The sequence below is a fragment of the Ruegeria sp. AWH4_226 genome, assembly GCF_056159225.1.
On sequence record NZ_JBSWUU010000001.1, the window covers coordinates 230957 to 249376 of the forward strand.

The 18420-nt window shown below is 57.2% G+C and carries 24 protein-coding genes and 1 tRNA gene; 9 read left to right on the forward strand and 16 right to left on the reverse strand.

All coding sequences use genetic code 11. The features are described 5' to 3' along the window. The first annotated feature begins 2 nt into the window (after window positions 1-2). The 3 genes from ACXAET_RS01150 to ACXAET_RS01160 are packed head-to-tail and all read left to right on the forward strand — an operon-like array spanning window position 3 to window position 1430. The gene (locus ACXAET_RS01150) at window positions 3-614 is read left to right on the forward strand and encodes an RNA polymerase sigma factor (protein WP_475179797.1); all 612 of its coding nucleotides are present in this window, start codon (window positions 3-5) and stop codon (window positions 612-614) included. Next, window positions 589-960 carry a hypothetical protein gene (locus ACXAET_RS01155; protein WP_475179801.1) on the forward strand — a complete coding sequence of 124 codons (372 nt, stop codon included), beginning with the start codon at window positions 589-591 and terminating at the stop codon, window positions 958-960. Before ACXAET_RS01150 ends, ACXAET_RS01155 begins: the two co-directional genes overlap by 26 nt. Then, window positions 957-1430, forward strand: a complete 474-nt coding sequence (locus tag ACXAET_RS01160; protein WP_475179806.1) for a periplasmic heavy metal sensor — start codon at window positions 957-959, stop codon at window positions 1428-1430. Before ACXAET_RS01155 ends, ACXAET_RS01160 begins: the two co-directional genes overlap by 4 nt. 5 nt (window positions 1431-1435) lie before the next feature. Here ACXAET_RS01160 and ACXAET_RS01165 read toward each other — a convergent pair whose 3' ends face one another. Next, window positions 1436-2836: a diguanylate cyclase gene (locus ACXAET_RS01165; RefSeq protein WP_475179809.1), complete on the reverse strand. Its 1401-nt coding sequence runs from the start codon at window positions 2834-2836 to the stop codon at window positions 1436-1438. Window positions 2837-2923: 87 nt separating this feature from the next. Here ACXAET_RS01165 and ACXAET_RS01170 point away from each other — a divergent pair, with 87 nt between their 5' ends. The 5 genes from ACXAET_RS01170 to ACXAET_RS01190 all read left to right on the forward strand — a co-directional run bounded on the left by ACXAET_RS01170 (window position 2924) and on the right by ACXAET_RS01190 (window position 7332). Continuing rightward, window positions 2924-3208, forward strand: a complete 285-nt coding sequence (locus tag ACXAET_RS01170) for a DUF3572 domain-containing protein (protein WP_475179812.1) — start codon at window positions 2924-2926, stop codon at window positions 3206-3208. 21 nt (window positions 3209-3229) lie between these two features. Continuing rightward, window positions 3230-3922, forward strand: coding sequence for an HAD family hydrolase (locus ACXAET_RS01175; protein WP_475179815.1), 693 nt, complete (start codon window positions 3230-3232; stop codon window positions 3920-3922). A 119-nt stretch (window positions 3923-4041) separates the two neighbouring features. Then, on the forward strand, window positions 4042-5601 hold the full coding sequence (locus ACXAET_RS01180) for a trimethylamine methyltransferase family protein (RefSeq protein ID WP_475179821.1): 1560 nt from the start codon (window positions 4042-4044) through the stop codon (window positions 5599-5601). Window positions 5602-5722: 121 nt separating this feature from the next. Then, window positions 5723-6310 carry a heme NO-binding domain-containing protein gene (locus ACXAET_RS01185; RefSeq protein WP_475179826.1) on the forward strand — a complete coding sequence of 196 codons (588 nt, stop codon included), beginning with the start codon at window positions 5723-5725 and terminating at the stop codon, window positions 6308-6310. After that, window positions 6307-7332 (forward strand): GGDEF domain-containing protein, encoded by a 1026-nt coding sequence (locus ACXAET_RS01190; RefSeq protein WP_475179831.1) that lies wholly within the window; start codon window positions 6307-6309, stop codon window positions 7330-7332. Before ACXAET_RS01185 ends, ACXAET_RS01190 begins: the two co-directional genes overlap by 4 nt. 12 nt (window positions 7333-7344) lie before the next feature. Here ACXAET_RS01190 and ACXAET_RS01195 read toward each other — a convergent pair whose 3' ends face one another. From ACXAET_RS01195 to ACXAET_RS01230, 8 genes are all read right to left on the reverse strand, one after another. Next, on the reverse strand, window positions 7345-8052 hold the full coding sequence (locus ACXAET_RS01195; RefSeq protein ID WP_475179836.1) for a sirohydrochlorin chelatase: 708 nt from the start codon (window positions 8050-8052) through the stop codon (window positions 7345-7347). Between the two features lie 71 nt (window positions 8053-8123). Beyond that, the gene (locus ACXAET_RS01200; protein ID WP_224890604.1) at window positions 8124-9056 is read right to left on the reverse strand and encodes an AEC family transporter; all 933 of its coding nucleotides are present in this window, start codon (window positions 9054-9056) and stop codon (window positions 8124-8126) included. 42 nt (window positions 9057-9098) lie between these two features. Beyond that, window positions 9099-9896, reverse strand: coding sequence for an MBL fold metallo-hydrolase (locus tag ACXAET_RS01205; protein ID WP_475179842.1), 798 nt, complete (start codon window positions 9894-9896; stop codon window positions 9099-9101). Beyond that, window positions 9893-10699 carry a TatD family hydrolase gene (locus ACXAET_RS01210; RefSeq protein ID WP_475179846.1) on the reverse strand — a complete coding sequence of 269 codons (807 nt, stop codon included), beginning with the start codon at window positions 10697-10699 and terminating at the stop codon, window positions 9893-9895. The genes ACXAET_RS01205 and ACXAET_RS01210 overlap by 4 nt, the downstream gene beginning before the upstream one ends. Next, window positions 10696-11817 carry a DNA polymerase III subunit delta' gene (locus ACXAET_RS01215; RefSeq protein ID WP_475179849.1) on the reverse strand — a complete coding sequence of 374 codons (1122 nt, stop codon included), beginning with the start codon at window positions 11815-11817 and terminating at the stop codon, window positions 10696-10698. Before ACXAET_RS01215 ends, ACXAET_RS01210 begins: the two co-directional genes overlap by 4 nt. Window positions 11818-11828: 11 nt before the next feature. Then, complete coding sequence (gene tmk, locus ACXAET_RS01220) at window positions 11829-12452, reverse strand: dTMP kinase (protein ID WP_475179852.1); 624 nt, start codon at window positions 12450-12452, stop codon at window positions 11829-11831. Continuing rightward, window positions 12449-13615: a D-alanyl-D-alanine carboxypeptidase family protein gene (locus tag ACXAET_RS01225; protein ID WP_475179854.1), complete on the reverse strand. Its 1167-nt coding sequence runs from the start codon at window positions 13613-13615 to the stop codon at window positions 12449-12451. The genes tmk and ACXAET_RS01225 overlap by 4 nt, the downstream gene beginning before the upstream one ends. A gap of 16 nt (window positions 13616-13631) precedes the next feature. Next, window positions 13632-14843 (reverse strand): SPOR domain-containing protein, encoded by a 1212-nt coding sequence (locus tag ACXAET_RS01230; RefSeq protein ID WP_475179858.1) that lies wholly within the window; start codon window positions 14841-14843, stop codon window positions 13632-13634. Window positions 14844-15045: 202 nt separating this feature from the next. Between ACXAET_RS01230 and ACXAET_RS01235 the strand changes: the two genes are divergently transcribed. Next, a tRNA-Ser gene (locus ACXAET_RS01235) sits at window positions 15046-15135 on the forward strand. A gap of 81 nt (window positions 15136-15216) precedes the next feature. On the opposite strand, the gene ACXAET_RS01240 is transcribed toward ACXAET_RS01235, so the two are convergent. From ACXAET_RS01240 to ACXAET_RS01270, 7 genes are read right to left on the reverse strand one after another with little or no spacing between them, the layout of a single operon-like run. Further along, window positions 15217-16215: a tyrosine-type recombinase/integrase gene (locus ACXAET_RS01240; RefSeq protein WP_475179861.1), complete on the reverse strand. Its 999-nt coding sequence runs from the start codon at window positions 16213-16215 to the stop codon at window positions 15217-15219. Further along, entirely contained in the window at window positions 16209-16415 is a 207-nt protein-coding gene (locus ACXAET_RS01245; protein WP_475179864.1) for a helix-turn-helix transcriptional regulator, read from the reverse strand. The genes ACXAET_RS01240 and ACXAET_RS01245 overlap by 7 nt, the downstream gene beginning before the upstream one ends. Window positions 16416-16425: 10 nt before the next feature. Further along, a complete protein-coding gene (locus tag ACXAET_RS01250) occupies window positions 16426-16689 on the reverse strand; it encodes a hypothetical protein (protein WP_475179866.1) in 264 nt (87 codons plus the stop codon). Next, window positions 16686-17342: a hypothetical protein gene (locus tag ACXAET_RS01255; protein WP_475179871.1), complete on the reverse strand. Its 657-nt coding sequence runs from the start codon at window positions 17340-17342 to the stop codon at window positions 16686-16688. The genes ACXAET_RS01250 and ACXAET_RS01255 overlap by 4 nt, the downstream gene beginning before the upstream one ends. Continuing rightward, window positions 17339-17638 carry a hypothetical protein gene (locus tag ACXAET_RS01260; protein WP_475179875.1) on the reverse strand — a complete coding sequence of 100 codons (300 nt, stop codon included), beginning with the start codon at window positions 17636-17638 and terminating at the stop codon, window positions 17339-17341. The genes ACXAET_RS01255 and ACXAET_RS01260 overlap by 4 nt, the downstream gene beginning before the upstream one ends. Further along, window positions 17635-18156 carry a 3'-5' exonuclease gene (locus tag ACXAET_RS01265; RefSeq protein ID WP_475179880.1) on the reverse strand — a complete coding sequence of 174 codons (522 nt, stop codon included), beginning with the start codon at window positions 18154-18156 and terminating at the stop codon, window positions 17635-17637. The genes ACXAET_RS01260 and ACXAET_RS01265 overlap by 4 nt, the downstream gene beginning before the upstream one ends. A 14-nt stretch (window positions 18157-18170) precedes the next feature. Then, window positions 18171-18362, reverse strand: a complete 192-nt coding sequence (locus tag ACXAET_RS01270; protein WP_475179882.1) for a hypothetical protein — start codon at window positions 18360-18362, stop codon at window positions 18171-18173. Between the last annotated feature and the right edge of the window lie 58 nt (window positions 18363-18420).

Genomic DNA, 18420 nt, shown 5'->3' on the forward strand with positions numbered 1-18420 from the left:
GGATGGAGGATCTGACCTCCGCACCACAGGATGTTCGTGGCGCCGACGGCGCTGCGGACACCTCGGACGACGCGTTGTTGCGGCAGTTTGCAGACGGTGATGCGGCGGCCGCGCGTGTGCTTACCGATCGGTTGGGGCCACGGTGTTTCTCGGTTGCGATGCGGATGTTGGGCAACCGGGCCGAGGCTGAAGACATTACGCAGGATGCCATGATGCGGCTTTGGAAAATGGCACCAAACTGGGTGGCTGGACAGGCCAAAGTGACCACATGGCTTTACCGCGTCACTATAAACCTATGTGTAGATATGCAGCGCAGGAAGCGGCCCGACCGTCTGGACGATGTCCCCGAACCCGAGGATGAAGATCCAAGCGCTGTTGAAAGACTGCAAGAGGCAACACGTAGAGATGCTTTGCAGGTGGCGTTGTCACAATTGCCAGACCGCCAGCGGCAAGCGGTTATCTTGCGGCATATCGAAGAATTGCCCAATCCCGACATCGCTGGGATCATGGGCATTTCAACGGAAGCGGTAGAAAGTCTGACTGCGCGCGGAAAACGCGCTCTGGCGGCAATACTGGCCGGACGGCAGGATGAACTGGGGTACGAAGATGGCTGAAGACGAGATGGACCTTGATCAATTGCTAGCCACGGCGCGGCAAACCCGACCTGATCTGCCCGATGATCTGGCCGTGCGCATCGTGACGGATGCCGAGACGGTACGCCTTGACCGTCTGAAACCTGAGTCGTCGTCCCGGCGTTCGGTCTGGATGCGAATGCTGGACGGGATTGGCGGCTGGCAGAGCATGGGCGGTCTGGTCGCGGCCAGTGCGGCTGGCGTCTGGATCGGCTTGTCCGCGCCTGATTTCATGCCCGATCCGGCTGCGATCATCTACCCGCAGGAAGACAGCTTTGTGGTCGCTGACCTCGGGCTGGATGCAACATTTCTGGAGGACGCCGAATGAGCGATCAATCCAAGCCTAAAAGGCGGTGGGTGACGATCCTGCTATTTGTTTCGCTGGCGCTGAACCTTTTGGTGGCCGGGGTCGCCTTGGGCACTGTTTATCGGATAAAAGGCAGCGACCATGGAAAGGCGCCTCCCGGGTTCGGGCCGGCGTTATACCGGGCCTTGCCCAAGGAGGAACGGAAGACTCTGCGCGGTGAACTGTCCGAGCGGCATATCAAAGGTGCAAATATGCGGTCTCAGGGTTTTGCAGTGCTTCAGGCAGCTTTGCGTGCGGAACCGTTTGATCCGGAAGCTGTGAATACCTTGCTCGATCAGCAGGCGCAGGCCATGGCTGAAATGCAAGGCGCCCTTCAGAGAGAATGGCTGGAGCGCATCACCGCTATGACTGACGCAGAACGACAGGCTTATGCGGATAGATTGCAAGAGGTCGTCGAACGTAAATCACACCGTCGGAAGCATTCGAACTGATTGGGTCAGGCCGCGTTTGGCAGAGCCCGGACCTGATTTCGCCCCGCTGACTTGGCGGCATAAAGCGCAGTATCGGCCGACTTGATCAATCCATCCAATTGCTGCGGCTGGTGCGCGTATGTCGACACGTTGGGTTGGGCCGCGATCAGCCCGATACTGATCGTAACCGGGATCGGGGAAGCCGAGTCCGGAAGATTGAACGGCTTTTCCCGAATGCAGGCACACAGGTTTCCTGCCAGATCCAGCGCCTTTGCCTGGGTGGTGTCTGACAAGCCGATCATGAATTCCTCACCACCGATCCGCGCAATGAATCCAGCTGAACCGAGCGTTCGTTCCATTCGAGTCGCAGCCTCGGCCAGCACCATGTCTCCTCCGGCATGGCCGAACCGGTCGTTGATCGCTTTGAAGTGATCCAGATCAGCCAGCATTATGGCAAAGCCCTTGCCGGACCGTGCGGCCTTGCGCGCGATCTCATCCATTGCGCGCATCGCATATCGGCGGTTGTGTAACCCGGTGAGCGGGTCGACCCATGATTCAACCAGCCCTTGCTTTATCGAGGCACGCATTTGGTCCAGCCGGGCCTTACGCGCGATCTGGTTTTCCAGCCGCAACACCGTTTCATCCGCACAAAACTTGCCGATGCAAATCGCGTCAGCCCCACGGTCAAGCACGTCCGACGCCAGTTGCGCATTGTCTTCCTCCAAAACTCCCAGCAGAACCGTGTGCCGTGTGGTGCTTCGCGATTTCAGATCGGCCAACAGTTTAAGACCCGAGGGGCCTGCGCTGACTTCGAAAACGATGGCGTCCGGTACAGGGCCCGACAAAACTGCCTGAAGGTTTGATGTCGTATGTGCTGACAGTCGGTACCGTGTCCGTTTGGACAGAGCATTCTGCCACAAGGCGCTGGTGCGCGGTGTCTGTGTCAGGATGGCCACGCGGGCGGTTTTTGCAGGTGAAATGAACGCAAGACCGGGTTCTGCAAAACCGATTGGATGAGAGCTGTTTCCTACCTGTAGCTCTTGTGTTTCAGCCCGTGCGCGCAGCAGGCTGCGTACCCGTGCCAACAGAAACGTATCCTTGAACGGATGCACCAGAACGTCGTCCAACCCATCTGACAGTGCCTTAAGACGCGCAGCCTTGTCATTTTGCGGTGCGATCGCAACCACAGGAACATCCACCAGATCAGGGTCCGCCAGCACCAGCTTTTTCACATCCGCTGCCGACCCATCCGGCAGGGTCTGAGATGTCAGCACCAGATCCGGCTTGGCGCGTCGCAACAACCCTGCAAGGCCCTGTAGCTTTTCACCCTGTACTACGTGATACCACGCCGCAGTCAGCTGAACCTTCAGCATGATGCGATTGGTTGAGGTCCCGTCTAGGACAAGGATCGTTCCCTGCACGGACATATCAGTCACCATTGATTGCATGCGTTGCCAAAGTGTTTATGAGTCTGGTTAACAAACCCTTTCCAACACCTGATCTCTGGCCACTTTATGTCAATATCTGCCCAATCCGCTGAAACACTGGCGCTTAATGTCCTTGGTTGGCTGGTCGGCAATGATGAGTTGCTACCGGTTTTCCTTGGTTCAACCGGCGCATCGGCGCAAGACTTGCGAGACAGAGCGTCCGAGCCCGAGTTTCTGGGCTCGGTGCTTGAGTTTCTTATGCTTGACGATTCGTGGGTGATTTCTTTCTGTGACGCGAATTCCGTGTCGTATGACCTGCCCGGTCAGGCGCGTTCCGTTTTGTCAGGTGGTGCCGATATTCACTGGACCTGAAATGCCTTGCAGGAGCAAATAATGCCCATTGACGCGATCCTTTTCGACAAGGACGGAACCCTGTTTGACTTCGCGGACACTTGGGGTGCCTTCGGGCGGAACATGGTGCTGCGCCTTGCGCAGGGGGATCATGGACGCGCGGCCCAGCTTGGGCGGGCCATCGGGTTTGATTTGGAACAGGTGTCCTATGCCAAGGACAGCGTTGTGATCGCTGGAACAATTGATGAAATCGCCGGGGTTCTGGCCCCGCATTTACCTAATCTACCGCTGTCAGACCTCATTGATGTGCTGAATGTCGAATCGGCCTCGGCGCCGCAAGCGCAGGCTGTCCCGTTAGCGCCTTTTCTTGAAAACCTGCGGAAAACCGGGTTGAAACTGGGTGTGGCGACCAATGATGGAGAAATGCCCGCACTGCGGCATCTGGAGTCGGTGGGCATTCGTGACTTATTCGACTTTGTTGCAGGATATGACAGCGGGCACGGATACAAGCCCGGTCCCGGGCAGTTGCTTGCCTTTTCCGCGCATGTTGGCGTGACCCCTGAGCGCATCGCCATGGTCGGCGACAGCTTGCATGATCTGCAAGCGGGGCGCGCGGCGGGAATGACCACGGTCGCGGTTCTGACCGGAATGGCCCCGGCCGAGGCCTTGGCCCCTTGGGCGGATGTGGTTTTGCCTGATATCGGCCACATACCCGACTGGCTGGCACGAATCTGATCGCAATCGCGTTAGTTTCGCCTCTTCAGGATAAGAAACCGACATAGTCTGTCGCAGACAGAGCGGCCAGACGCCTGCTTCGGGGATTGCATGTAAAGATGCAAGCTCCGGAGGATAACATGGCTGATACAAAAACTCGCAAACGTCGTGGCGGCGGACGCGCCGGAGCTGCTGAGCGCAGGGGCAGTGCGGTGATTGATCAGATGCCGTGGAACCCGCCGGTGAATATCGACCAACCGACCGAGCCGCTGGATCAGGACGGAATCGACGCGATCCATGAAGGTGCGATGCGTATCCTCGAAGAGATCGGGATCGAATTCTACAACGAAGAAGCGAAAGGAATTCTTCGGGAAGCGGGCTGTACGGTTGATGGGGACAATGTCCGTATGGGTCGAGATTTCGTCATGGAGATGGTGCGAAAGGCTCCGTCGAGCTTTACGATCACGCCGCGCAATGTGGATCGCACGATTGAAATTGGCGGCAAGAACTTGGTGTTCGGCAACGTGTCTTCTCCGCCGAATTACTGGGATATGGAGATTGGCACCAAGGTCCCTGGAAACCGGGAGATGTGCCGCAACCTGTTGAAACTCACGCAGTATTTCAACTGCATACACTTCGCAGGCGGCTATCCGGTCGAGCCGGTCGACATTCATGCAAGCGTGCGGCACCTCGATGTTCTCTATGACAAGCTGACGCTGACCGACAAGGCCATGCATGCCTATTCGCTGGGCAAGGAACGCGTCGAAGACGTCATGGAGATGGTCCGCATCGCAGGTGGTTTAACCCACGAAGAGTTCGAGGCCACACCGCGGATGTACACTAACATCAACTCTACTTCGCCGTTGAAACATGACCAACCGATGATCGACGGGTGCTTGCGGTTGGCGCGGCGCGGGCAGGCGATTGTGGTCACTCCGTTCACGTTGGCAGGCGCGATGGCGCCAGTTACTATGGCCGGAGCTGTTGCGCAATCGCTGGCCGAGGCGCTGTGCGCGATTGCGTTGTTCCAATATGTACGCCCCGGAATTCCTTGCGTAATCGGCACGTTCACGTCGAATGTCGATATGAAATCAGGGGCACCGGCGTTTGGTACACCGGAATACATGCGCTCGACCCAGATGACAGGGCAGATGGCCCGGTATTACGGGCTGCCGATGCGATCTTCTGGTGTGTGTGCAGCCAACGTGCCCGACGGCCAAGCAGTGTGGGAGACGTCGAATTCCTTGTGGGCAGCCGTTCAGTCAAGGACGAACATGGTGTATCACGCGGCGGGCTGGCTCGAGGGTGGTCTGATCGCAAGCCCAGAGAAATTCATCATGGATTGTGAAGTTCTGCAGCAAATTCAACGCTATATGCAGCCAGAAATCACAGCAACCGGGCCAGACGAAATCGCGCTGGATGCCATTCGTTCAGTTGGAAACGATGGGCATTTCTTTGGCATTCAGCACACGCAGGACCGTTACACCACCGCGTTCTATCAACCGTTCCTCAGTGATTGGAAAAACTACGAGGGTTGGAACATCGCTGGCGGTATCTGGACGGCAGAACGCGCGCATCACATGTTCAAGGAAATCATTACCAGTTTCGATCCGCCCGCCATGGATGAAGCGATCCGCGAAGAGTTGGCTGATTTCGTTGCCCGACGCAAGGCCGAAGGTGGCGCTCCGACGGATTTCTAGTTGAAAGCCAAAGGTTTCAGCTGCGAAGTTCATTCAGATTTTCTGTAACTGATGGCGCATGTTGTGTATTTGTTAAGAACTCTCGGCCCAGAATGAGGAGGAAATTATTCTGGGGTAACTGATGCATGGTCTGATCAATCGTGCGGTGCAGTCTTTTGTGTGCGCGACATATGGGTATTCATGCTGGTTGCGCGTGACCGAGGCGACCGAGTTGGGCTTTGTCGAGTTCGAACCCATGCTTGTTTATGACGACGATGTAACCCAGCGGGTACTGGATCAGCTATGTGCCGATCTAAGACGTCCTCGTTCCGAAATACTTGAGGATTTAGGTACTTATCTCGTTTCACATCCAGGCATGGAGGGATTGCGGCGTTTGCTGCGGTTTGGTGGCGTCACATACGTTGAATTTCTGCATTCTCTGAACGATCTCTCTGACCGGGCCCGGTTGGCCGTCTCTGACCTTGTCCTTCCCGCGTTGGAATTGGTTGAAGTGAGTGCTGTGGAGTATCAGTTGTTCTGCCATCCAGGTTTGGCCGGGTACTCCAGTGTAATGGTCGGAATCCTTCGGGCCATGGCAGACGATTACGGGGCTTTGGTCATGCTGTCCCACACCGGCAACGAAGATGAAACCGATGTTATTTCAGTGGTTCTTATTGAAAGTGCATTTGCCGAAGGACGCCATTTTGAACTGGGGGGTTGCAAATCATGATGGCCACTGACGACCTTGCAACCCTTCTCGAAACGCTATGTCCGATGTTTGTTTTAACAGGGCCGGACGGTCGGATTAAGCGGGTGGGGCCAACCTTGCAAAAGCTACGGCCCGACCAACCAATGGCGGGGAGAGAGTTTCTGGAGGTCTTCGAACTTGTCCGCCCGCGTGATGTTGCAAGCCTCTCAACTCTTTTGGCATCTGCCGGAGCAAAGCTGCATCTAAAGATGCGTGAAACTCCTCGCACCTCTCTCAAGGGGTTGATCGCTCCGCTCCCGGAGGGCGAGGGTGCGGTTGTCAATCTGTCCTTCGGCATCTCGATCCTGGATGCGGTACGCGATTATGCCCTGACCAGTGCCGATTTTTCCGGTACCGATCTGGCAATCGAACTGTTGTATCTGGTTGAGGCCAAGTCAGCCGCAATGGAAGCGTCGCGATCATTGAACCTGCGGCTTCAGGGCGCGATGCTTGCGGCCGAGGAACAGGCCGTCACCGACATGCTGACAGGGTTAAAAAATCGGCGCGCCATGGATGGTACGCTTGGGCAACTGATAACGGGAAACTTTCCTTTTGCCCTAATGCACCTGGACCTGGATTTTTTCAAATCCGTCAATGATCAGTTTGGGCACGCCGCAGGGGACTACGTGCTGCAACAAGCTGCGAGGATCATGGTTGAGGAAATCCGCAGCGGGGATACCGTGGCCCGTATCGGAGGGGATGAATTCGTCATCATTTTTCGCGAACTGTCGGATGAAGATGTTCTCTCAACGATTGCGACGCGCCTGATCGATCGGTTGCGAACGCCGATCTTGTTCGAGGGTAACACCTGCCGAATTTCAGCCAGCATCGGTATTGCGTTGTCCAGTCAGCTAAAGCCTCAGAGAGCGGCCGAGATTTTGAATGCCGCAGATTTGGCACTGTATGAGGCGAAAAGAACGGGTAGGTCCCGACATTGTTTATATTCGGCGATCGCCGGGCTTCGGAACGGTAACGCGGAACCTGGGGTTGCTTCGCACTGGTAGACAAGAATTGCGTCAGGGATTTTGTTTGCCTTCGAACGCACGGGACAGCCTAGAAGCAATGTGGTGCTTGATCCGGGGCAACTCGCCCACAACCGGCATGACGTGACCTTTGAACTCCGCCGCCGCCAGTTCTTGCGGGACATCCTCAAGAACATGACCGCCCGTGCAAGCGAAAAACGGCAAACACAAGGATTGGAGCGGCAAACCAGTGGCGGCGGTTGCAATAGACGGGGGCTCTTCGACAAAGCCGGGCCGGATCGATCTGAAGGTAAGCTTGCGACCCAAATCATGGGCAAATGCCCGCGCAACAGCAGAAGGGTTGCGACTGCGGCCAGAGCCATGTGCCGCCAGAATCAAATCCGTGTCCTGAGCATTCCATTGGTTTTCGTGCAACTTGTCCTGCAACGCGTCCGCAACCAAATCAGGCAGGTCTGGATCAACACCCAGAGGATCAAGAATGCGCAGGTCGCGACCGGCAAGCCGTTTGGGTAAGGCGCTGGTGACAAACCATCCTTTTGCCATGAACAGCGGATAGATGACCGCATCATCGGGGAGCTCGGATACGCGTTGCTCGAACGCTCCGGGCGCTGCAAGTGTCGCCGATTTGACAACCACACCGTCGCAAAGGGCGTCTACCTCGGCAGCGTAGGCAGCTAACGCATGTTCGGCTGGGTCGGGGTCCGATGGTTGGCCATGGGCGACAATAAGGGCGTTGGGCATTTGAAACGGTCCTGTGTGCTTTCCCGATAGGTGTTTCTTGACACTCTGAAGTCAATCCAAACTGGTCTGTCTCACCCCAAAAGTGTCAGCCAGAACCAGACCGTAAGGATAGAAACCCCCGTTCCGATCAAGACCGACGAAGCAGCAACCCGTTTGGCCCGGCCATATAGGCTGGCAAAGATATAGGCGTTAAAGCCCGGTGCCATTGCGGCATTCAAAACGCCCGAGCGAAACAGGTCTTGCGGCAGACCCGTCGTTTTCCCGAACGCCCACATAAGGCTTGGATGCAGCATTAGTGAGATTGCACAGACATAGGCAATTGTGCGTAGATCGCCTTCGGGCTTGTATTTGACCAGAACTCCCCCCAAGGCGAACAAGGCACCAGGCAGGGCTGCTCGGGTTATAAGCCCAAGCGCGTCGTCCAGAACCACAGGTACACCGATCCCCGAAAGATTGACGATAAAGCCGAGTGCGATCCCCAAGATCAAAGCGTTGCGGAACATCGCCGACAGCACCGACCGAACCATCCGCGTGCCGCCATTGCCTCGGTTCCGGATGATTTCCATAACCGTGATACCGACGCCATAGCAAAACGGGGCATGGAAGGCGATGATTGCATAGTTTCCGTCCAGATTCTCGGGTCCGTAGGCGCGCTCGGTAATCGGCAGACCCAGTAGGACCGAGTTAGAAAACAGGCAGCAAAAGCCAATGGCGACGCAATCTTCCCAGTCGCGGCGAAAAATCAGACGCGCACCGAATAGTCCGGCGGTGAAGCACAGCGCAGCGGCCGAGTAAAAACTGCCCAGCAAGCGAGGATCAAAACTGGCGCTGAGGTCCAGATGCGAGATCGCTAGAAACAGCAGACACGGGATCGCGAAGCCTTGGGTGAACTTCATTATCCCGTCGATGTGGATTTCTTTGAAATACCCGAAATACGTCGCGATGTAGCCGGCGCCGATCACAAGAAAAACCGGCAGGATGACTTCGATCAGGCTTTGCAGCATCTTGCCACCCTTGATGATTTTGCGGGCCGCGCCCGCAGCGCATTACAATGTCTGGTGGATCACCATGCCATCATAGGCGGGGGTGATGTAATCGGCGGTTTCAGCCTCGACTGTGGCATAGTCAAGATCGATATGCATGTTGGTCAACACGGCGCGTTTGGGTTTGAGTTGCTCGATCCACCCCAGTGTCTTTTCCAGATGCGCATGCGTGGGGTGGGGTGAGCGGCGCAGGGCGTCGATGATCAGGCAATCCAGCCCCGACAGAAATGGCCAGGCCTCGTCATAGATCTCGGCCACATCCGGCAGATAAACCAGATTTCCCAGACGGAACCCCAGCGAGTCAATCGAGCCGTGATTGACCTTAAAAGGGTGAAAGGGAATCTGTCCCCCGGGGCCGTTGATCTCGAACGGGCCGCCGATGGACTTCAGGTCCAGAATTGGCGGATAGGGGGAGCCCTCAGGCTGGATAAACGCGTATCCGAACCGTCCCAGCAATGCGTTCTGAGTATCGCCATCGGCCCATACCGGCACCCGTTCGCGCATGTTGAAAACGATCATCCGCAGATCGTCGATACCGTGGACGTGGTCGGCATGCGAATGCGTGTAGACAACACCGTCAAGCCGCCCGGTTCCAGTACTCAGCAGTTGGCTGCGCATATCCGGCGAGGTGTCGATTAGGACCGAAGTCGTACCTTCGGGCCCGTCGCGTTCCACCAACATTGAACAGCGCTGGCGGATGTTGCGGGGGTTGTTCGGGTCACAATCACCCCATTGCCCGCCAAGGCGCGGTACGCCACCGGATGAGCCACAGCCGAGAATGGTGCAGCGCAATTCGGTCATGCAGCTGCCTTGTACGCTGCTGCTTTCGTAAACAGCCGGTCGAAATTGAACTGCGTTTGGGCGGCGAAGTCGGCGTAATCCATGCCGAACACCTCGGCCCCTTTGCGCGCGGTATGTGCGGTATAGGCCGGCTCATTGCGCTTTCCGCGATAGGGCGGCGGGGCCAGATAGGGGGCGTCGGTTTCCACCAGAACCCGGTCAACCGGGGCCATGGCGAAGATATCGCGAAGTTCCTGGCTTTTTGGAAAGGCTGCGATGCCGGACATCGACAAGTAAAATCCCAGATCCAGCGCTGCTTTGGCAAGTTCTGCCGAAGATGAGAAGCAATGCATCACGCAAGTGTAGGGCGCGTTGCGGTATTCCTCGGTCAAGATACGAGTCATATCATCATCCGCCGCGCGGGCGTGGATGATGAGCGGCAGACCCGTGCGCCGGGCGGCCTCAATATGGATGCGCAGGGATTGCTTTTGCAGATCAGCGCTTTCGGCCGTGTAGTGATAGTCCAGCCCGGTCTCACCGATGCCCACAAACTTTGGGTGTTGGGACAGGGCAACAAGGTCGTCGACCGTTGCCATTGGTTCATCCGCCGCGCTCATCGGGTGCGTGCCCGCAGCGAAAAAGACGGGCGCGTGAGCCTCGGCAATTGCGCGCACGCTTGGTTCGTTGCGTAGGCGGGTGCAGATCGTAACCATGCGTGTAACACCAGCCACGGCCGCATTGGCGATGATCTGGTCCAACTGCCCCTCAAAATCCGGGAAGTCCAGATGGCAATGGCTGTCGGTAATTTGGGGGGTGTCGCTCATCTGCTCTGACCGGCGGTTTCCTGTATCTTGAACACCGTATCTAGGACCAGGGCGGCGGGGTCAAGGTTGACTGCCTGACCATGGCGTGCGCGGGCAGTGATTGTCGCTGCGACCTCGGCCCATTGCCGGGCTTGCTGCGGGGAACTGGACAAGCGTGCAAGCGTTTCCGCCTCATTTGGCGCAGCTTCCGGTGACGGAGGCGCACCGGTTGCACCCGTAAGGGCAAGACGGGACAGCGCCACGTCGATCAGCGATAGCAACAGCTCGAACCGGTCGGCTGCCCCGCGCTGGGCGGCGGCTTCGGCCAAGGCAAGCGCGCGCTGGCGATCCATGCGGGGGAGGGTACCCAGAATGCCAATCAATTCAGCGTAAATCTTGAGCCCGCCCAAGTTTATCAGCCGTACCGCATCTCCCACGGACCCTGCCGCAAGAGCGGCAAGGTGTTCGGTTTGGGCAGGCAATTCCGCACCGGTCTGTTTTAGGGCCGCCTGCATCTCTTCGGACCCAAGCGGGGAAAGCCGCAATGTTCGGCAGCGTGAGCGGATGGTCGGCAACAGGCGGGATGGCTGGTGTGAGACCAGCAGCAATGTCGTGCGCGCCGGAGGTTCTTCGAGCATTTTCAGCAGGGCATTGGCCGCGCTAACATTCATCTCATCCGCTGCGTCAACGATGACAACGCGCCGGCCGCCATCTGCCGAGGACAGGCCAAAGAACTTGCCAAGCTTGCGAATGTCGTCGACCACGATTTCGTTCCGCAGCCGCCCCTGATCATTCAAAGAACGTGTGATAGCCGCAAGGCCCGGTTCAGCACCGGCCATCATACGGTGTGCAACAGGGTTCTCCGCATCGATCTCAAGCGTCTCGGGCGGCGGCGGCGCACCAAACAGCCCGTCATCCTCAACCGGAGGCGCGGCAAGCAGAAACCGCGCGATACGCCAAGCCAATGTGGCTTTGCCCACACCACGCGGGCCAGTCAACAGCCAGCCATGGTGCAAACGATCCGAGGTGTAAGCGTCCAGAAAGGCCCTTTCAGCCGCAGACTGCCCAAACAGGTGCTGGGTTTCACGCGGGTGTGGGGCTCCGGGAGCCTGATCCGGGGTTGGGATATCGTCGCTCATCTATAGTTCTGTCAAAAGGCTTGCAGAACGATATCTGTCACATCCTGTGCAACACTGTCCATGTCTCGGTTGCCGTCAATCACTCGGAAACGGTCCGGGAACTCATCTGCCAGCGCCAGAAACCCATCCCGCATCTTTTGTTGCAAGTCGAGCCCGAAGTCCTCGAACCGTTCTTCCGTGCCCTGTCGCCCCTTGGCACGTGCCAATCCGGTTTGAGGGTCCATGTCGATCAAAATCGTGAGGTCGGGTTCGCGCCGTATCATCAGGGCATGCAACTGGTCCACCAGAGCGCGCAGATTCCCACGCGACATGCCCTGATACATACGCGTGCTGTCGGCAAAACGGTCACAAATCACCACTTTACCCTCAGCAAGCGCTGGTTCGATGGTGCGCTCAAGATGATCGCGCCGTGCCGCGGTAAACAGCAACAATTCGGTCTCGGCTGACCAGCGGTCCGTATCGCCCTCCAGAACCAGACGCCGGATTTCCTCTGCCCCCGCCGAACCGCCGGGTTCGCGCGTCAGAACAACCTCGTGGCCCATGTCGCGCAGGCGGTCTGCAAGCATTCGCGCCTGCGAGGACTTACCTGATCCATCAATGCCTTCGAAGGTCAGAAACAACCCGGATTCTGTCACAATGCGTCCAGAGGATTGCCGATCACGTCGGTCAGAACGATGCCGCCCACGGTCATCATGCGCACCACGAACCCCCCGGCCGGAACACTTTCTGCAGCCACCAGCGGACGCCGAATTTCCGGCAATCCTTCGGGGGTGATAACCAGTTCAGCCAATTTCTGACCCTTTTCCACCGGGGCGTTGACGGGGCCATCATAGACCACTTCGGCCTCGACGTTCTTGTCGCCCAGAACTGGGAACAACAGCGAAAGGTCTTCTTCTGGTACCAAACCAACCGTCTTTTGGGCACCCATCCAGATCTTGGCTTCGGCTATCGGCGTGTCGGCGTTGGCAACTGTCCTCTCGACAAAATTTCGAAACGACCAGTTAACCACGGCCTCAGCCTCCTCTGCCCGTATACGGGTGCTGTCCAGACCGGTGAGCACAAAGATCACCCTGCGATCCCCCTGCTTGGCAGAGCCGACAAGGCCATAACCAGCCTCTTGGGTATGACCCGTTTTCAGGCCGTCGGCCCCAATCCCAAGCCGCAGCAGCGGGTTTCGGTTGCGTTTGTTTGAAGGGGCGCGACCATCGAATTCATACTCTTCCTCGGCAAACAGCGGATAGTACTCCGGAAAGTCCGAGATCAGCCGATCCGCAAGAACGGCAAGGTCGTGGACCGACATCATATGACCGGCAGCAGGCCAGCCGTTTGAATTGGCAAAGTTCGAATTATCCATGCCCATTTGCTTGGCGCGCTGAGTCATGTAGCGGGCAAACCCAGCTTCGGTTCCGTCCGGACTGAGCGCTTCGGCGATCACGACGCAGGCATCGTTGCCCGACAGTACGATGATGCCACGCAGAAGATCTTCGACTGTGACGCGGTCCTGAGTGTTCAGGAACATGGTCGAACCACCATAGCTCATCGCGTGTTCGGATACCGGCAGCGTTTCACTTAGTGTCAGCCGACCATCGCGCAGAGCTTCAAACGCCACATAGAGCGTCATCAGCTTGGACATCGACGCAGGCGGCAGCGGTTGGTCAGCCTCTTTCGACAACAGAACCGTACCGGTAGTCTGATCCATGACGTAGGCCGCGCGGGCTGTTGTATCAAAGGCATGGGCGGGCAGGGCGCACAGGGCCAGCCCGAGGGTCAAAACAGATGATCGCAGTGAGGACAACATTGGAGCCTCCTTTGTTTCAGTTTTTGACAGAGTAGGCATCAGTAAAGCCAAGATCTCTGACGTCACTCTGCAAGGCATTTCGTTCAGCACGGGACGACGCCGGGCCGACCAGAACGCGCCAGACCGTCTTTTCGCCGGTCTTCAACTCACGCACATTGGCGGACATTCCGTTCCGTTCAATCTTCTGGGCCGCGCTGTTGGCGTTGGCTTCGACATTAAAGGTCCCGACTTGAACAAATGGTTTGGTGAGTAGCCTTGGCGCTGTGTTCTGAGCCTCTGCCGGGGCTACACTGGCCGAGGTTGGCTCTGCCGCATCAATCGCGGCTGCGGCACCTGCAATCGGGTCCAGCGGTGTTTCGGTAATCTCGTCGGGTTTTTTCCGTTGCCACCATTTACGTTTGGCTGGTTTTTCCTGTGGGGGCGTGAGTTCAGGGTCCGACAAGCTTGCTGCCGCAGTTTCTTCGGCTGTGGCTTCAACCACCTCTTCCGCGGCCTCGACTGTCGACGCTGTAGCTTCTGCCGCCGCTTCGGTAGTCTCTTCGGTCGCCTCTGCCGTCGCCCCGACAGCAACGGCCCCTGCCGCCGCACCAGCGGCTACGGTTTCTTTTCTTTGCCACCATTTCCGCTTCGCCGGCTTTTCTTCTTTTGCCTCGGCCGTTTCAACATCTTCGGCTTGTGCCTCGGCCCCGTCTTCAGCAGGCTGCTGTTCAGCGGTTTCGGTTTCCGGGATTTTTTCCGGCTCGGGTACTTCTTCGACAGGTTTACGCCTTAGGGCGACAACCTCAATCTTGGTTGGAGCACCAGCCAGAATCCCCAACTCTTCCGCCGCGGCAGAAGACAGTTGCAAGGCGGGGCCAGGCAGATTTCTTTCCCGCCGGAACAAAGCCCCGTTTACAGATTTATTGTTGGTCGTGTTCTTTATGACGACACGTTCGGGTTGGTTCACGTCCGGATGGGCAACCCAGATGCCACCTAAGGACGGGCGACCATCCCATAGTCCGGCTTCTGCCAAGTTGAAAACGTCTGGCGCCTCGATCGTATCCCCAGACCTGTTCGAAAACTCTGGGAAGAGTTCGACGGTGCCATCGGTCTGCGCCTCTTCATCCGTTTCGTCTGCCAAGGCCCCTTCGGGTAAAGGCAGTTCGTCACACGCGGTCAGTGCAGCCAACGCAACGGCCAAAACCGCCAACGATCGCGGATTTGCGCGTATCTCAGTCGCTCGCTTCATTTTGTCATCCCTTGCCTGAAGGGGTCTCGTTTCCGGAGCCCCGCCGCTATTTGCCGGTTCTGTTATGCCGGTCTGTTACGGTCCTCATGGAAACCATAACGCGAGCGGGGTGTCATGGAAAGACCGCTATACATGCTTCGGCAAGAATTCCCTATTTACTCTTGCCACCGTTTTCAGTTGGCCTTAAGACCCAGCAGCACGCGGGGAGGTGGCAGAGTGGTCGAATGCGGCGGTCTTGAAAACCGTTGGGCGTGAGAGCGTCCCCAGGGTTCGAATCCCTGTCTCCCCGCCATAAAAATAAGGCGAATTTGACCACCTTCTGACCGCCTTTCGAACCGACCAAATTTTCTGTTTCCCACAAAGTTTCCCACGTTCATGTTCGGTTCCTGTTCTGGTCCCGCTTGGCTTGGGCCTGTTTTGCGAGTCGTTTTTGACTGGCGCCCTTCGAGTATTTTTGCACCATGGACAGGCTTTTGTGGCCAGTGATTGCGGCAATCTGGTGATCCGTACAACCTGCCTCGGCTAACTCACTAGCGGCGCTATAACGGAGGCCGTGCAGGCTGTAAGCATCAAGGCCCAGTCTCTTGCGCTCGGCAATCGTGGCCTTCTGAATTTGGTCGTATTTCAGTTTCCGCCCGTGTTCGTCACACAGGATGTAGCGCAGGCTGCGGCGTGGGGTCGAAGCCAAAACTTCGCGCAGACGGTCAGTAAAAGGAATCCAAAGCCGGGTTTCTGTTTTGCCCTGCGTGACCCATATGCCGGCATCCTCGATGTGGCTCCACTCCATCAGGGTAAGATCCGTTGCGCGTTGACCTGTTCCAATCGCTAGTTCGAAGATCAACAGCGGCAGACCTGTGACGTTGCTACGGTAAGTGTCGATTGCCGAAGCGGGCCAAGGCTTGTGACCATCGCCGGTTTTAAGCTTTTCAATGCCCTTGGCCGGATTGTCCCTCTGCCAATCCAAATCAATTGCGTGTTCGAAAAGGATCGAAAGCATGTGCGGAATATAGTTCGCGAACCTGGCGCGGTGGCGGTTTGCCATCTGGGCATCAATGATGGTGGAACGCCGCATTTTGGTCGGGTCTTTTTTTCCTACCGTGTCGGACAGATATTCGAGAACTTTCGAATAGTCCGACCTGGTACGCGGCGCGAGTTTCTGCCATTTGGGGCTTTGTTTGTAACTGGCGATCAGCTTCTCAAATGTGAAGCGGGCTGCCAGCTCGCTACCACCGCGCATCAACCGCCAGTATTCGCGGTCATATTCTTCGCTGTTCGGATCATCGGGCAGGCGCACATAGCGCCCGTCTTTTCGAAAATACTGGTATGTCCGGCCCTTGATGACCTTCGATGTTGTGAACTTCTTTCTTACCATTTGACGTCCTCATAGCCATCGACCACCTGACCCCGCAGGATGGCACGCAGTTCATCCGCGTCCCAGCGCTCATGCGGGCCGATTTGGCGGGGCTTGGGCAAGATGCCATCAGTCACCAGATCCCGAAAGCTGCCGACGGTCATATCGAGCATCTTTGCAGCGTTCTTTTCACTTACAGCGAGTGGTGTGATCCGGGTCATGACGTGTTTCCTACGCCGTTTGTTGTCTCGGACCCGGTGCCTTGGCGCCGGTCAGTTTCATGCCCAGCTTTGCTGCGTCCTTGTAAACGACGTTGGCTGAACACCCGATGCGCTGAGCGATTTGGGTTGCGGTAAGGTTCATGTTGATCAGCTTCGCCACCTTCTTGCGACGAAGGTCTAGTTCATTTCCGGGAATTTCACTGTCATCGTCGGATTCACGCGGCGTGCAGCGTATAAGGTGCTCGCCGCGCCAGTCTTGTGTGTCGAGCGTCATGCTGCAATTGCCTCCGATGCATAGTCGCCCCATTGTTTGGCCATTGTGGCCGCAAAACCGGGGAAGAATTTCGAACGTGCCTTCCAGCGTTCTGGGCCGGGACTGGCCCTGTGAACGCTGTCTCTGGCGGTGGTGCCGTCCAACGTGCCCGTGGGCGTCAGCTTCGGCAGGCCGCGCAGCCAAAGGCATGTGCGCTTTTTCTCGTTGTCGGGGCCATCCACATCGTGACCGAATTGCCAAGGCTGAACGCTTTGGGCGAATGGTTTATAGTTTTCAATCCGCTGTTTGGCGTGCCGGTGCATGACCGGGTTTTCAATGGCCACTCGATCGATAGGGGCGTTCCAGCAGGCTGAGAATAGCGCCGCGCCTTCATCCAGCTCAGCCCACATATCATCCAACGTCCTATTGGCTGGAGGCTGGGTTAACCAACGGACGCCGCTGTTGCAGAGACGCGTGCATGGCGGATGCATCACGGCCAGCAAGTCCCAGCCCATATTCAGAATTTCACGCACATCACACTGCATGTGGCGGTTCGACCGATCGTCAGAAGGCAACAGGTCGCACGACCAGGCATCGTGGCCACGATCGAGGAAAGCACGACGGACAATGCCTGAGGTTTCGCAGCCGACGAGAACACGCAAAAGACGTGTCATGCCGCCCCCCGGCTTGTGGTGTTGGCGCGCTCAATCTCATCAGCCTGCAGGATGTTGGTCGCCGCAATGAGCCAGTTCTTGGGCAGCTCGTCGACGTTCTCGGCCATTGCATAGACGCCGAACAGTTCCACCGATTTGATCAGCGGGTTGTAGTCACCGTTTGCGCTGGGCAAATCCCAGCGCCCGCCGCTGTGCATGGCCAGGTATCGCAGTACGGTCAGCTTGCGCGCTGGTACGGTTTGTTCCAGTTGCTCAACAGCGACGATGATCCGCTTGATATCCAGACGCTCGATCATGCCGCCACCCCTTCATTCGCCCAGATTGCGACCAGGTGCTTGGCCTGAGAAATCGCATCATCAAGGGCGTTGTGGTGGGTGCCTTGCCGTTCCATTTTTACGGCGGAAAAGGCTTTTACTGTGCGATAACACCGATCCAGCCAAAACGGCCAGGGTGCCTCTTGACCAATTCGCAGATAGCTTTGGGTCAGGATGGCATTGTCGAAACTTGCCCCATTGCCCCAAACACCATCGACATGGCCGCATTCAAACCAGAAGCGAAAATCTTCGAGCGCCTCTGCAAAGTCGCCCGTGGCTGTTGTGATCTGCTGTCGGGCCGCGTCGGATTGATTGAGCCACCAAATCACGGTGTCAGCATCAATCATTGCACCGCTGTCCTGCGCGGACTTCAAACCAATAGTTCTGTAGAATGTCCCGCCAACATCCACCCCATGCTGATCGAAACGACAGGCGCCTATCGCGACGATTGGGGCATTCGGACCGGTTCCCATGGTCTCAAGATCAAGCATTACGTGCATAGGCGTGGTTCCTTTCAGTTGAGTGCCCAGAGGGTAAAACCGCCGCACAAAACGGCAGCGATAGCGCCGCAAGCGAACATCGGAATGACTGCTGCCAATCCGGCGTCGCGCCAAAGACCGAAGCGGTCACAGGTAACGACCGCGGCGTAGAAGGCAGCTACTGCCACGACCAACGTGATTGCAAAAATGCCGATCTGTTCCAGCATGCTGTTTCCCTTTTGAAGAAAGGGGCCGGGGCAGATTTGGGAGGAGAGCCCCGGCCAG